Origin of the sequence: Promicromonospora iranensis, assembly GCF_028994805.1 — a bacterium.
Lineage (GTDB): Bacteria > Actinomycetota > Actinomycetes > Actinomycetales > Cellulomonadaceae > Promicromonospora > Promicromonospora iranensis.
The window spans coordinates 78,503-90,979 of sequence record NZ_JAJQQP010000003.1 but is presented as its reverse complement, the minus strand read 5'-3'; the positions used below and the strand labels follow the sequence as shown (position 1 = coordinate 90,979).

Annotated in this window: 14 protein-coding genes and 1 pseudogene; 4 read left to right on the top strand and 11 right to left on the bottom strand. The window is 72.1% G+C overall.

All coding sequences use genetic code 11. The features are described from left to right. Window positions 1–5: 5 nt before the first annotated feature. Genes LUM46_RS05380 through LUM46_RS05355 form a run of 6 tightly spaced genes read right to left on the bottom strand, consistent with a single transcriptional unit; the run spans window position 6 to window position 3,741 of the window. Window positions 6–449, bottom strand: coding sequence for a hypothetical protein (locus LUM46_RS05380; protein WP_274992756.1), 444 nt, complete (start codon window positions 447–449; stop codon window positions 6–8). A gap of 47 nt (window positions 450–496) precedes the next feature. After that, entirely contained in the window at window positions 497–784 is a 288-nt protein-coding gene (locus tag LUM46_RS05375) for an antibiotic biosynthesis monooxygenase (RefSeq protein ID WP_274992755.1), read from the bottom strand. Between the two features lie 51 nt (window positions 785–835). Beyond that, the gene (locus LUM46_RS05370; RefSeq protein WP_274992754.1) at window positions 836–1,282 is read right to left on the bottom strand and encodes a hypothetical protein; all 447 of its coding nucleotides are present in this window, start codon (window positions 1,280–1,282) and stop codon (window positions 836–838) included. A 48-nt stretch (window positions 1,283–1,330) separates the two neighbouring features. Further along, complete coding sequence (locus LUM46_RS05365; protein ID WP_274992753.1) at window positions 1,331–1,927, bottom strand: NUDIX hydrolase; 597 nt, start codon at window positions 1,925–1,927, stop codon at window positions 1,331–1,333. A gap of 1 nt (window position 1,928) precedes the next feature. Next, window positions 1,929–2,711 (bottom strand): fumarylacetoacetate hydrolase family protein, encoded by a 783-nt coding sequence (locus LUM46_RS05360; protein WP_274992752.1) that lies wholly within the window; start codon window positions 2,709–2,711, stop codon window positions 1,929–1,931. Between the two features lie 34 nt (window positions 2,712–2,745). Next, the gene (locus LUM46_RS05355; RefSeq protein ID WP_274992751.1) at window positions 2,746–3,741 is read right to left on the bottom strand and encodes a class I SAM-dependent methyltransferase; all 996 of its coding nucleotides are present in this window, start codon (window positions 3,739–3,741) and stop codon (window positions 2,746–2,748) included. A gap of 140 nt (window positions 3,742–3,881) precedes the next feature. Here LUM46_RS05355 and LUM46_RS05350 point away from each other — a divergent pair, with 140 nt between their 5' ends. Beyond that, on the top strand, window positions 3,882–5,204 hold the full coding sequence (locus tag LUM46_RS05350) for a heparan-alpha-glucosaminide N-acetyltransferase domain-containing protein (protein WP_274992750.1): 1,323 nt from the start codon (window positions 3,882–3,884) through the stop codon (window positions 5,202–5,204). On the opposite strand, the gene LUM46_RS05345 is transcribed toward LUM46_RS05350, so the two are convergent. The 4 genes from LUM46_RS05345 to LUM46_RS05330 all read right to left on the bottom strand — a co-directional run bounded on the left by LUM46_RS05345 (window position 5,201) and on the right by LUM46_RS05330 (window position 8,644). Beyond that, on the bottom strand, window positions 5,201–6,082 hold the full coding sequence (locus LUM46_RS05345; RefSeq protein WP_274992749.1) for a PhzF family phenazine biosynthesis protein: 882 nt from the start codon (window positions 6,080–6,082) through the stop codon (window positions 5,201–5,203). The genes LUM46_RS05350 and LUM46_RS05345 overlap by 4 nt on opposite strands. A gap of 66 nt (window positions 6,083–6,148) precedes the next feature. Continuing rightward, complete coding sequence (locus tag LUM46_RS05340) at window positions 6,149–7,114, bottom strand: aldo/keto reductase (protein WP_274992748.1); 966 nt, start codon at window positions 7,112–7,114, stop codon at window positions 6,149–6,151. Window positions 7,115–7,157: 43 nt separating this feature from the next. Further along, entirely contained in the window at window positions 7,158–8,075 is a 918-nt protein-coding gene (locus tag LUM46_RS05335; protein ID WP_274992747.1) for a nucleotidyl transferase AbiEii/AbiGii toxin family protein, read from the bottom strand. Beyond that, window positions 8,072–8,644 (bottom strand): type IV toxin-antitoxin system AbiEi family antitoxin domain-containing protein, encoded by a 573-nt coding sequence (locus LUM46_RS05330; RefSeq protein ID WP_274992746.1) that lies wholly within the window; start codon window positions 8,642–8,644, stop codon window positions 8,072–8,074. The genes LUM46_RS05335 and LUM46_RS05330 overlap by 4 nt, the downstream gene beginning before the upstream one ends. A gap of 244 nt (window positions 8,645–8,888) precedes the next feature. Between LUM46_RS05330 and LUM46_RS05325 the strand changes: the two genes are divergently transcribed. After that, window positions 8,889–9,950, top strand: a complete 1,062-nt coding sequence (locus LUM46_RS05325; RefSeq protein ID WP_374727023.1) for a 3-methyladenine DNA glycosylase — start codon at window positions 8,889–8,891, stop codon at window positions 9,948–9,950. 50 nt (window positions 9,951–10,000) lie between these two features. Here the strand turns inward: LUM46_RS05325 and LUM46_RS05320 are convergent. Continuing rightward, window positions 10,001–10,285, bottom strand: a pseudogene (locus tag LUM46_RS05320) (CPBP family glutamic-type intramembrane protease); the annotation flags it as partial. A 611-nt stretch (window positions 10,286–10,896) separates the two neighbouring features. Between LUM46_RS05320 and LUM46_RS05315 the strand changes: the two are divergent. Both LUM46_RS05315 and LUM46_RS05310 read left to right on the top strand, forming a co-directional pair. Next, entirely contained in the window at window positions 10,897–11,526 is a 630-nt protein-coding gene (locus tag LUM46_RS05315; RefSeq protein ID WP_274992745.1) for a lytic polysaccharide monooxygenase auxiliary activity family 9 protein, read from the top strand. A 284-nt stretch (window positions 11,527–11,810) separates the two neighbouring features. Next, window positions 11,811–12,446 carry a lytic polysaccharide monooxygenase auxiliary activity family 9 protein gene (locus tag LUM46_RS05310; RefSeq protein ID WP_274992744.1) on the top strand — a complete coding sequence of 212 codons (636 nt, stop codon included), beginning with the start codon at window positions 11,811–11,813 and terminating at the stop codon, window positions 12,444–12,446. The last annotated feature ends 31 nt before the right edge of the window (window positions 12,447–12,477 follow it).

The following is a 12,477-nucleotide window of genomic DNA, read 5'->3' as shown; positions in this document are numbered from 1 at the left end:
CCAGCCTAGGCGGTGGGACTGACGGCGCCGTCCCGCGCGGCCCGGTTCCGCCGGTCACCGATCAGCAGGCCGACGGCGAACGTCAGCCACGTGGGGACCTGCACCCCGGCGGCCGTCATGAGCAGGGACATGTTGAGCCCCGGGTCACCCGGCTGCATGGACGCGGCGATGCCCGCGTAGATGATGCCCAGGACGACGACGACCAGGGCGAAGGCCAGGCCGAGGGCGGCCCAGGCGCTCCGGACACCCGCCAGGCGCAGCGCGCCGACGGTGACGAGGACCACCGCGAGGACGGCGGCCGACGCCACGAGCGCCACCACGAGGGCGATGCCGGTCTCCAGCAGCCCGAAGCCGCCGCTGCCGGCCAGGACGTAGGAGGCCAGGAACGCCGCCGCGCCGACGACGAGCGCCACCGGGGTCAGGACGAGGAACCGCCGCATGGTCACCATGACTCATGGTGACCGGCACGCGCCGGAAATGCCACGAATACCGCTGCTCAGCGCCCTGGAAGCTCGTCGTGCCGCACCCGGAGCGGCCCGACCAGGTAGCGATCCTCGTCCTCGAGCACCACGGGCTCGGTGCGCCAGCCCGGCCCGGCGTAGGCCGCGAGCGCCGCCTCGTCCCGCCATCGGCTCACGTAGGTCAGGGTGTCCGGTCCGACGACGATCTCGTCTCCCAGGAACCCGTCGAGCGTCCGGAACTCCTTGGTCCCGCTCTCGATGAAGGCGCGGAACTCGTCGAGCATGCCTGGCCGTACCGACGCGGTGGAGGATCGGATGATCATGCGCCGATCATGCTGCACCGCACCGTGGCCTGCACAGCCCTTCCCGGACGGCTACGGGGCACCCGGCCCGGCGGGCTCAGGCGGGTTCGGTGCTCGCCGGTTCCGCCAGTCGCTGAGCGCGAGCCCGGCGGCGTAGGCGAGCCAGCTGGGGATCGTGGCGATCGCCGTCACCACCAGGAAGAGCAGGTTCCACTGTTCGCCCGACTGCCCCCTGACCGTGTCGAGGACGTAGTAGAGCAGGCAGCCGGCGGCGACCACGACGAACGCCAGACCGAGGGCCGCCCACAGGCTCCGGACACCGAACAGGCGGAGCAGGCCGACGGCGAGGAGGACCACCACGAGCACGGCGAGCACCACCCCGAGCGGGAACAGGAGGACGGCGCCGAGCTCCCAGCTGTCGATGCCTCCGTCGAACGCCCCCACGTACACGAGGGTGAGCACGACGGTGACGGCGAACGCCACGAGGGTCGGGGCGAGCAGGCGCCGCAGGGTCTCCATGGGCACATCGTGACCGGTGCGTGCGGCAATGACCAGCACATTCCCTGGTCAGATGGCCCTGGTCCGTGCTCGGCGCCCCGGGCCGGACGCCAGGGCGAGGCCTACCGGCTCGGTCAGCTCGGGGTTCGGCAGCGCGTCGACGTCCCACCAGCGCAGGTCCAGGGACTCCGCCGAGACCACGGTCTCGGCGCCCGGGGCCGCGACGGCGACGAACCGCACGTCCAGGTGGTGCACCGGGCATGCGGCGTCCCCGGTGCCCGGCCGGCAGAACGGCACCACGTGCTCGTTCAGGTGCACCGGCACCGGGTCGAGCACGAGCCTCGCGATCCCCGACTCCTCACGCGCCTCCCGCTCGGCGGCGCCGGCCAGCGTGGCGTCTCCCACCTCCAGGTGCCCGCCGAGCTGGAACCACCGCTTCGCCTTGGCGTGCAGGGTGAGCAGCACCCGCGCGCCGTCGTGCGACAGCACGAGGGTCGACGCCGTGAGGTGGTCGGGGACGCAGCCGCGGAGCACGCCGTCGTCGTGCTCCGCGAGGTGCCGCACGTACCGCGCCCTGAGCCGCTCCTGCTCCGGCGTCGGCCCGGTCCACGAGCGCAGCACCCGGGACGCGTCGTCGTGCAGCGACGCGACGTGGTCCGACGTCACCTCAGCGGCGCCGCATGACCGGGTTGGCCAGGACGCCCAGACCCTCGACCTCGCACTCGACGCGGTCGCCGTGGTCGATCCGGCCGACGCCCGCGGGCGTCCCGGTGAGGATGACGTCGCCCGGCAGCAGGGTCATGGCCTCCGAGATGTACGAGACGAGGAACGGCACGTCGAACACCATGTCCCGGGTGCGGCCGTCCTGGCGCAGCTCGCCGTTGACGCGCGAGCGCACGCCGACGTCCTCCGGGTTCAGGTCGGTGTCGATCCAGGGACCCAGCGGGCACGAGGTGTCGAAGCCCTTGGCGCGGGCCCACTGCCCGTCGACGCGCTGGGCGTCACGTGCCGTCACGTCGTTCGCGACCGTGTAGCCGAGGATGTACGACCGGGCGTTCTCCGGCGTGACGTCCTTGCACACCTTCGAGATCACGACGGCGAGCTCGGCCTCGTAGCTGACCTCCTGCGTGAAGTCCGGCAGCACCACCGGGTCGTCCGGACCGACCACCGAGGTGTTCGGCTTGAAGAACAGCAGCGGGCTGGACGGGACCTCGCCGCCCATCTCCTTGGCGTGGTCGACGTAGTTCTTGCCCACGGCCACCACCTTGGAGCGCGGGATCACGGGGGCGAGCAGCCGGACGCCGTCACCCAGCTCGACGCGCTCGCCGGTCGGCATCGCCGGCATGTACAGGGGGTCTCCGCCCAGGACGGCGAGGAAGGTCTTGTCACCCTCCTGCTGCACGAGGGCGAAGCGGGGGTCGTCTCCGGTGGTGAATCTCGCTATACGCACGAGCCCAATCTACGTCCCCGGCGTCGTGGTGGGGTCAGGCGCGGGCCAGGACCTCGCCGTTGAGGACCGCGAACCAGCCGTCGGGGGCCGCCGCCCACTCGCGCCAGCCCTGGGCGAGCTGCTCGAGGGCCACGTCGTCCGCGAGCGCCGAGTCCTTGGCCTGGACCGCGAAGTTGGACTGGGTGCACCGCTCCGCCCACAGGCCGCCCCACCAGGTGCGGTCGTCGGGGGTCGCGTAGCACCAGACACTCGCGCCGGGCTCGATGGTGGCGGGGTCGAACCCGGCATCGCGCACCCAGGAGGCGAGCCGACGGCCGGCGTCGGGCTCGAAGCCGTAGGTGTGCGTGACCTCGTGGTAGAGCATGTTCCACTCGGTGAGCTCGGCGGACTCCGGGTACCAGGTCATGGCCTCGTAGTCGGCGTCGCGGACGGCGACGAGCCCGCCGGGCTTGGCGACGCGCTTCATCTCGCGCAGCGCGGCCACCGGGTCGGACAGGTGCTGCAGGAGCTGGTGCGCGAAGACGACGTCGAACGAGTCGTCCTCGAACGGCAGCTCGTAGGCGTTGGCGTGCTCGAAGCTGATGTTCTCGGTGCCGTGCGCGTCCGCGAGCCCGCGGGCGGACTCCAGCACGTCGTCGGACGCGTCCACGCCGACGACGCTGCCCTGCGTGAGCCGCTCGGCCAGGTCGACGGTGACGGTGCCGGGGCCGCAGCCGACGTCGAGCAGCGTCATGTCGGAGAGCAGGTGCGGCAGCAGGAAGGCGGCGGAGTTGGCCGCCGTTCGTCGCCGGTGCGAGCGCAGCACGGACTCGTGGTGCCCGTGCGTGTACGACTCGGACTCCTTGGACAGGTCCTTCACGGCACCCGGGTTGTTCAGGCCCGACAGGCTGCTCGGGGCGTCGACCGCGTCGATGGGGTCGGTTCCTGCGGGCTGGGCCTGGTCCCGCGCCGTGCCCCTGGGTGTCTCCCGGGACAGGTCGGTGGGCGTGGTGCTGCGGGCCGTGTCGTGCTCGTTGGCGCTGCCGGTCATGGGCGCACTGTATGTGCGCCGTGCGGGGCGGCACATCTGCGTTCTCATCCCTCGGGACACTTGTCCAGCGCTTCAGCCGGGGAACCGGCCGACGGCGTGGCCCGCGCGCGTCGGCGTCGGCAACGCGGAAGGATGCCCGCATGCCGACGCTCGCCCAGCCGTCCGACCAACCTGTCGCGCTCTCCGGCGTCACCGATGGCGGCCCCGTCCGCGGAGTGCTCGGCCGGGTCGGCCGCAACCTGACGGGCGGTCCGGGCCGCGTCGTCGGGGCCGACATCGCCCGGGGGATCGCCGTGCTCGGGATGTTCACCGCGCACGTGGGCGTCACCTCGGCGGACGTCGGCACGTTCGAGGGCTGGCTGGGCCTGGCGAACGGACGCTCGTCGATCCTGTTCGCGACGGTCGCCGGGCTCTCGCTCGCGCTGGTCACCGGCGGGACCGTGCCGTTCACCGGGGCGGCGATGCGCACCGCGCGGTCCCGGATCCTGGTCCGAGCGGTCCTGCTGATGGCGCTGGTCGCGGTCCTCGACCTGTTCGGGACACGGGTGCTGCTCATCCTCGGCTTCTACGCCGCGTACTTCGTGCTCGCGCTGCCGTTCCTGCGGCTGCCGCCCGCCCGGCTCGCCGCGACGGCGCTGGTCATCGCGGTGATCGGGCCGGTCCTGGTGTACTACGGGCCGGAGGCCCTGGTCCGGGCCGGGCTCCGCGCGCCGCACGACGGTTCCGGCGCCGCCACCGACTTCCTGCTCACCGGCCACTACCCGGCCCTGGTCTGGATGGCGTACGTGCTCGCGGGTCTCGCGGTGGGGCGCTGCGACCTGCGGTCGCCGGTGCTCCACCTCGGCCTGGTCGCGGGCGGGTTCACGCTGGCCACCGTCAGCTCGATCGGCTCGGCGATCCTGGTGGCCGACGCCGGTGGGACGACCGCCATCGAGGGGCAGGTCGCGGTGACGACCGCCGAGAACATCGTGCCGCCGCCCACCTGGTCGGACCCCTGGCCGTCGCCGGCGGGGCTGTACCTGGAGGGGCCGCACGACGACACGATGTTCGAGGCCCTGGGGTCGGGCGGGTTCGCGCTCGGGGTGCTCGGGCTGTGCCTGCTCGTCGGGTCCGTCGTCACCGACGGGTCGACTGCCCGCGGCGGGGCCGGCCGGCTCCTGCGGGCCGTGCGGTGGGTGCTGCTGGTGGCCGTCACGCCGCTGGCCGCGGTGGGCGCACTGGCGCTCACCGTCTACTCGGTGCAGATCGTCACGATCTGGTGGTGGACCCGCACCCACTGGGACCTGCTCGACCCCGCGACCAACGAGCCCCTCGGCTGGATGGTGCTCATCACCCTGGCCGCGGCGACGCTCTGGCGTGCGCTGCTCGGCCGGGGCCCGCTGGAGCGGCTCTTCGCGCTGGTGGCACGGAAGGCGTTCCCCGGACGCCCCGACCAGCCGGCGCCTGAGACGGTCGCCTCCTAGAGGGTCACCGCGCCGACGACGGTCGTGCGGGTGTCGCCGCCGACCCACACCTCGCCGTCGGGCATCTTCTCGACGTGCACCCGGCCCGTGCGGCCCAGGACGGTGCCCTGGGACGCGACGTACGACGACGGCAGCACGTCCCCGGCGAGCCACTGCCCGAGGCCGGCGTTCAGGCTGCCGGTCACCGGGTCCTCCCCCACACCGATGGACGGCACGAACGCCCGCACCTCGACCGCCGGCACGTCGGCGCCCGGTCCTGCTGCTCCGGCACCGGCGGGCCCGTGCTCGCCGACGACGCCGAGCTTCAGGTCACCGATCGCCACCAGGTCCGGGTCCAGCGCGAGCACGGCGTCGGCGTCGCGCAGCTGGACGGCCACCCAGCCGGGGCCGTTGTCGATCCAGGCCGAACGGACGACGTCGGACGCCTCGAGGCGCAGCGCCCGCACGATCTGCGCGAGGTCGGCGTCGTCGACCGAGCCCGAGCGCCGCAGCGGCGGGGCGGCGAACGCCAGGCGGTGGCCCTCGCCGACGGCGTCGCGCCGCAGCCGCACCAGGCCCACGCCGCACTCCTGGACCACGCCCGGCCCAGCCGGCTCGCCGCCCGCCTCCAGCCAGGCGTGGGCGGTGCCGAGCGTCGGGTGGCCGGCGAACGGCAGCTCGCCGCCCGGCGTCCAGATCCGCACGCGGTAGTCGGCGCCGCCGGCGCGCCCCGCCTCGGTCGGCGCGAGGAGGAACGTGGTCTCCGAGAGGTTGGTCCACCGCGCGAAGGCCGCCATCTGGTCGTCGGTGAGGCCGTCGGCGTCGTGCACGACGGCGACGGGGTTACCGCCCGTCGGGACCTCGGAGAAGACGTCGACCTGGCGGAACGGAAGGCTCATGCGGCCTACGCTACCGAGCCGACAGGTGCCGACGGCTGCAGACAGGTGACGACAGGTGCCGGCGCGTCAGGCCGGGAAGATCTCGTCCAGCTCGGCGAGGTCCTCCGCCGTCGGCGTCCAGGACCACGCCTGGGCGTTGGCGCGCACCTGCTCGGGCCGCGTGGCTCCCGCGATCACCGAGGACACCTCGGGGCGGGACAGCAGCCACGAGAACGCCACGACGGTCTCGGTGACGTCGCGCTCCCGGCAGAACGCGCCGAACCGGTCCAGGGCCTCCCACGGAGCCGTCTCCAGCAGGTGCTGCTTGGCGACCACGAGCCGGGAGCCGTCGGGCCGCGCACCACCGGAGTACTTGCCCGTGAGCAGACCGTTCGCCAGCGGGAAGTACGGCAGCACACCGACGCCGTACGCCTTCGCAGCGGGCAGCACCTCCCGCTCGACGCCGCGGGACAGCAGCGAGTACTCGTTCTGCGCGGAGACGAACCGGGTGCCGGAGCCCAGCGACCGCGCGACGTGCTCGGCGTCGGCCACCTGCCAGCCCTGGAGGTTCGAGTGGCCCACGTAGCGGACCTTGCCGGAGCGGACGAGGTCGTCGAGCGCGGCGAGCGTCTCGTCGATCGGGGTCGCGGGATCCGGCGTGTGCAGCTGGTAGAGGTCGATCCAGTCGGTGCCGAGCCGGCGCAGCGACGCCTCGGCGGCGCGCACGATGTAGCGGCGCGAACCGCGTGCCCCGAAGTCGGTGCCGTTCGCACCGCCCATGTCGAGGCCGAACTTCGTGGCGACGAGGACGTCGTCCCGGCGGCCCTTCAACGCGGCGCCGAGCAGCTCCTCGGAGAGGCCCGGACGGGCGCCGTACCGGTCGGCGGTGTCGAAGAACGTCACGCCGGCGTCGATCGCCGCGTCGACCAGGGCGGTCGCGCCCTCCCCGGTCTCGGTGACGGTGCCGGTCCGGCCGAGGTTGTTGCACCCCAGACCGATGACGGGGACGGACAGGCCGGAGCGCCCGAGGCGGCGCAGAGGAAGATCGGACATGCTGGCACCCTACGACGGTCTGCGGAGCGAACGCGCCGGCCCCTTACGCGGTCGTCGAAACCACCCGTGGCGTCTGCCAAGCGCTCGTTTCGGGATCCCACGTCCGGTTCTCGGAACTGCCGTCAAGTGCTGGGCCTGTGAAGGCGACGATCTCGTCCAGCAACTCCTGGAATCGTTCCGGTGTGCTGGCTTCGAGACGTTGCTTGCGCCGCCATTGGGCCCATCGGGTCTGGGCGACGGCGGCCATGCCGTCAAGCACGACGTTCAAGGGCTGCAGTACGACGCCGCGGTACACGGCCACGTGTTCGATCGCAGGAGCCAGGTCGGACTGGCGAATGTGTCGGGTCCGCGCGAGGGCGGCGATGTCGACGAAGTCTCGCCAGCGAGTGTTCGCAGTGCCCCGTTCGACGGCGGTGACGATCTTCTCAGCGAGAACCATGTGGTCCGGGTAGCCCATCAATTCCACGACGCCTCCGAGCAGGCGGGGCACTTCGGTGCGAGCGGGTGCGGGCCAGATCGGGTCCCCGAAGTTCACGTCCACGTGCAGCGCGATGCGGGCCGTAGCGAGCCGTGCTGTGACTTTCGCGCGCACACCTGTGTAGTCGGCCTCGTCGCGGATCTCCTCGCCGAAGACCGACGCCAGGTCGAATTCCAGCCCGTCGTCGAGATCGACAGCGACGATCTGGCGCACGTGCTCGGCGACGTCGTCGATGTCGTTCGGGAGGCCTGACGCGGCGAGATCTACGTCACGCGTGGGCCGGCGGGCGGCGAAGGCCGCCATCAGGACACCACCCTTGAGAACGAAGTCTTCGGCGTGCTTCGACGCGGCCAGGCGGGCCAGGAAACCTTCGAGGCCATAGAGCGTCAGGTATTCGGCAACGTCACGGCCGTCGCGGCGGGCCAGGTTCCGCAGGTCGTTGTAGGCGCGACCTGCCGATGTGCCACGGGTAGGTCGAGTCACAGCAGAATCTCCAGGGCTTGTCGAATGCGAGGCAAGGACTGCGGGAACGCGCCAGCCGTCGTGAGAAGGGCAGCAGGTGAGTTCCCCCGCTGGCGTACCCAGCGGCGTAGCGCTGTACGGGCAGCATCAAGGCCTTCGCGATGCGCCAGGCGGAAGCTGTCGACTATGGTGCGCTCGGCGGAGTAGACCCACAACTCCAGATCGTCCGTATCAGCCAGTCTGATGCGCCCGATGTCGAACGTCGCGGGATCGAAGCTGTGCCAGGTCACGTGATCGAATCCCGCCGGCCGACGAACTCCTCGCGGCAGGGCAACGTCCGGACCGAACGGAATCGCATCGCTCAGCCCATGGTGGACCAACGCGCTGGTCAGACACATCGTCGCTCGAGGTCGGAGCGCCGTAGCCGCCGCGAGAGGAACCAATGTCGGATCGATCCGGTCTGGACGGATGAACACACCCCTCGCAACCCGCTCCAGCTCACCGCTCTCAACCATGCGATACACCTGGTCCTTGCGCAGCCCGGCAGCACGCGCGTCGTCAAGAGTCAGCACGACCGAAGAGGACACCATGACCTGGACTCCTAACTGCTTACACCTCAAGGGTACCTGTATACAGGTAGGAGCACATCATGGGTAGCAGAGCGTTGGCACCACACACCGGGGTTCGAGCCTTCGTGGCGACCAGGACGGCGGCGTGTGGCGCTTCAGCCGCCCTCGAAGAGTGCTGGACCGGACTTACCCTGGACCGGTGAGCACAGCCCTTGGCGAGCCGGTCGCGCCCGGTGCGCCCGACGCCGTCGGGCACGAACCTGTCGTGCGCGAGGCCGGTGCGAGTCCGGCCCGGGTGCTGCGCCCCGAGGAGTGGCAGCCCCTCGCGGACGCGCACGCCGAGCGGGCGGACGCCCTCACCGCCGTCTGGCGCGAGGCCCGCGACGCCGGCCGCAAGCACGCGATCGAGGACTTCCTCTTCACGTACTACCCGACCCGGCTCACGCACCTGCGCCGCTGGCACCCGGGCGCCGGCGTCACGCTCCTGCTGCCCGACGGCGAGGGCGCCACCGCCGCGGACGACGCACCCGGCCCGGAGGACCGCCGCTCGTGGCGGTGGCACACGGCCACCCGGAGCGCGGCCGGCGACGCCCGCACCCGCGACACGGTCACGCTCGACACGGTCACGCTCGACGTCGCCGCCTTCCTCGCCGACCGCGGTGACACCGTGCGCTACGTGCGCGACCTGCTGTCGGCGACGGCGTCGCGCCCGGGGACGTTCGGCTGCTTCGGTCTCCACGAGTGGGCGATGGTCTACCGCGACCGCGAGGCGGGACGCGACCAGCGGCACCCGCTGCCGCTGCGGCTCGGGCACGCGGGCACCGACTCCGTGGTCGAGGCGAACCCGGTGCGCTGCTCGCACTTCGACGCGTTCCGGTTCTTCACGCCGGAGGCCACGGGGCGCAACCAGCTGCAGCCCACCCGCGCCGCGCAGGTCGGCATGGAGCAGCCGGGCTGCCTGCACGCCAACATGGATCTGTACAAGTGGTGCCTCAAGCTCGGCCCGGCCGTTCCCGGCGACCTGCTGCTGGACGCGTTCGAGCTGGCCCGCGACATCCGCTGGACCGACATGGCCGCCTCGCCGTACGACGTGTCCGCGTACGGGGTCGACGCCGTCGAGATCGAGACACCACAGGGCAAGGCCGAGTACGTGCGGCGGCAGCGCGACTTCGCCCGGCGGTCCGACGACCTCCGCTACCGGCTGGTCGCGGTCTGCGACACGGTGCTCGGCACGGCCGCCGACCCCCGGTCCCAGACGACCAGCGCCGCGACGAGCAGCGCCACCCAGCTGGCCACGGTCACGGTCCAGAACGGCACCGGGCCCTGAACCGACGGGTCCGCCAGCAGCTGCAGTGACGAGAGCGGCACCGCGTGGGCAAGCACGGCGGGCCAGATGGTGCCGCGCCGCTCGACCAGGGCGGCGAGGAGCGGAGCCCAGGCCGCGATGCCGAGGGTGGACGCGACGACCTGCTCGCCCGTCAGCGCCCCCACCGACAGGTAGGTGAGGTGCAGCGGCAGGTGCCAGACCATCCAGATCACGCCGACGAGCAACGACGAGCGCCAGAAGCCCAGGTGACGAAGCGCCGTCTGGAGCTGGCCCCGCCACAGGACCTCCTCGCCGAAGGTCGAGAGCGCGAACAGGACGGTGCCCAGCACGATCATCGGCACCGCGGCCAGCAGCACACCGGCGGGCTTGAGCTCGGCGCCGACCGCCAGGCCCGCCAGCGCCGGGGCGACGAGCGCCGGGACCATCACCGCGAGCGCCAGCCCGTAGGAGGCGAACAGCTCGCGCGGCGACGCCGGCCGCAGCCGCCAGAGCCGGACCAGGTGCCCGCGCCCGAGCACCGCCAGGATCGCGACCAGGCTCGCGAGGGCCGGGACGTACCGGCCGGCCAGGACGACGGCGGTCGGCACGTCGTGGTCGGTGAGGAGGAACGGGACGCACAGCGCGGTCATCAGGACGAAAGCGGTGACCACCGCCACCACGGCGGCGCGGGACTCGGAGCTGGAGGGCATGGTGGCCAGTCTTCTGCCGGCCGGACGCCTGCCGCATCGGGGACTCCCCTGTGCTGCCCCTGATCCCGCCTGCGCGGTCCCTGATCTCCGGACCTGATCTCCGGAGCGGCCGGCCTGTCCTGCGTAGTCGGCTGCTCTGCGTAGGTAGTTGCCCCACTTGTCGTGGGGCCGCCCGCTTCCTAGCGTCGATGACGTCGCACCCCAGCACACAGGAGCAGTCCAGGAAACATCCAACTCCACACACCGAGGTGAGCCCCATGAGAGTCACCGCACTGCGTACGCCCGTCACCCGAGTCCTGCTCGGCGTTCTCGCCGTCGTAGCCCTGACCCTGACGGCGCTGGTCGCCGCCCCGAGGTCCATGACGCCGAGCGCCGAGGCCCACGGCTGGGTCGTGTCGCCGCCCAGCCGGCAGGACCACTGCGCCAAGCGGACCGTGAGCTGGTCCTGCAACGGCGTCGAGTGGGAGCCGCAGAGCGTCGAGGCCCCGAAGGGGTCGATGCTCTGCTCCGGCGGCAGCCGCTTCACCACTCTCGACAACAGCTCGCTCGCCTGGCCGCGCACGAGCATCGGCAGCACGCACACGTTCCAGTGGACGCTGACCGCCTTCCACCGCACGGCCAGCTGGGAGTACTTCGTGGACGGCCGGCTCTTCAAGACGGTGAACGACAACGGCGCCACACCGCCTCCGACGGTCACCCACACGCTGTCGGGCCTGCCGAGCGGCAACCACACGATCCTCGCCCGGTGGAACGTGTACGACACCGCCATGGCGTTCTACGCCTGCATGGACGTGAACGTCCGCAGCGGCAGCGCGGTCGCGGGCACGACCGCGGTCGACACCGAGCCGCGGAGCGTCGGCGGGCGCCAGCTGGCGATGCACCTCTGACGCGTCCGCGGAAGAGCCGCTGAGCACGCAGCACGGAGCAGCACGAACGGCTGGTGTCCGACGTCGGGCACCAGCCGTTCGTGCTGCCGGCCGTGGGTGACGACGCCCCGTGGTGGTCGGCCGTCGGGAGAAATACGGGGATCCGCGTACGAATTCACCCTCATTGTCAGCAACGCGAACATTTCCTAGGTTCAGGGCACAGCAATTTCACCCGGTACGGCGAGGTCGCTCCTTCGGGGCCTCGCTCACACCGTCAGCCGTATCCGCAGACGGAAGGCATCACCGTGAACCGTGCACGCTCAGCCACCTCCCGCACCCGACCCCTGCTCACCGCCCTCGCGGCCGTGGCACTCGCCGGCGGGTTCCTCGTCGCCTCCCCGGGCGCCCTCCTGCCGCAGGCGCAGGCCCACGGCTGGATCACCAGCCCGCCCAGCCGTGCGGACCACTGCGCCACGGGCACGGTGAGCTTCGACTGCGGCGGCCTCCAGTACGAGCCGCAGAGCGTCGAGGCGCCCAAGGGCTCGACGCAGTGCTCGGGCGGCGGCGGCTTCACCGTCGTCGACGACGACTCGCTGCCCTGGCCGCGCACGACCGTCGGCAGCGACACGACGTTCCGCTGGCAGATCACGGCCCGCCACTCCACGGCCACCTGGGAGTACTTCGTGGACGGCCAGCTCGTCAAGACCGTGGACGGCGGCGGCGCGCAGCCCGGGGCAACCGTCGAGCACACCCTGACCGGCCTCCCCGCCGGTGACCACACCATCCTGGCCCGCTGGAACATCGCCGACACCGTGAACGCCTTCTACCAGTGCGTCGACATCACGGTGACGGGCGCGGCGGCCGCGGCACCGTCGGGGGCCGCTGCCGGTTCCGGCCTGCCGGGCGCCGTGCGTGTCGGGGGCGGGCTGAGCGCCGTCTGACCCGAGGACCTGGACCGCCCGGAGGCCGGGT

Bases quoted from the DNA above. Each gene is read 5' to 3' on its own strand.
- LUM46_RS05380 (WP_274992756.1), bottom strand. From the start codon at position 449: ATGGTGACCATGCGGCGGTTCCTCGTCCTGACCCCGGTGGCGCTCGTC.
- LUM46_RS05355 (WP_274992751.1), bottom strand. From the start codon at position 3,741: ATGACCGGCAGCGCCAACGAGCACGACACGGCCCGCAGCACCACGCCC.
- LUM46_RS05330 (WP_274992746.1), bottom strand. From the start codon at position 8,644: ATGGTGTCCTCTTCGGTCGTGCTGACTCTTGACGACGCGCGTGCTGCC.
- LUM46_RS05345 (WP_274992749.1), bottom strand. From the start codon at position 6,082: ATGAGCCTTCCGTTCCGCCAGGTCGACGTCTTCTCCGAGGTCCCGACG.
- LUM46_RS05315 (WP_274992745.1), top strand. From the start codon at position 10,897: ATGAGAGTCACCGCACTGCGTACGCCCGTCACCCGAGTCCTGCTCGGC.
- LUM46_RS05340 (WP_274992748.1), bottom strand. From the start codon at position 7,114: ATGTCCGATCTTCCTCTGCGCCGCCTCGGGCGCTCCGGCCTGTCCGTC.
- LUM46_RS05370 (WP_274992754.1), bottom strand. From the start codon at position 1,282: ATGGAGACCCTGCGGCGCCTGCTCGCCCCGACCCTCGTGGCGTTCGCC.
- LUM46_RS05350 (WP_274992750.1), top strand. From the start codon at position 3,882: ATGCCGACGCTCGCCCAGCCGTCCGACCAACCTGTCGCGCTCTCCGGC.
- LUM46_RS05375 (WP_274992755.1), bottom strand. From the start codon at position 784: ATGATCATCCGATCCTCCACCGCGTCGGTACGGCCAGGCATGCTCGAC.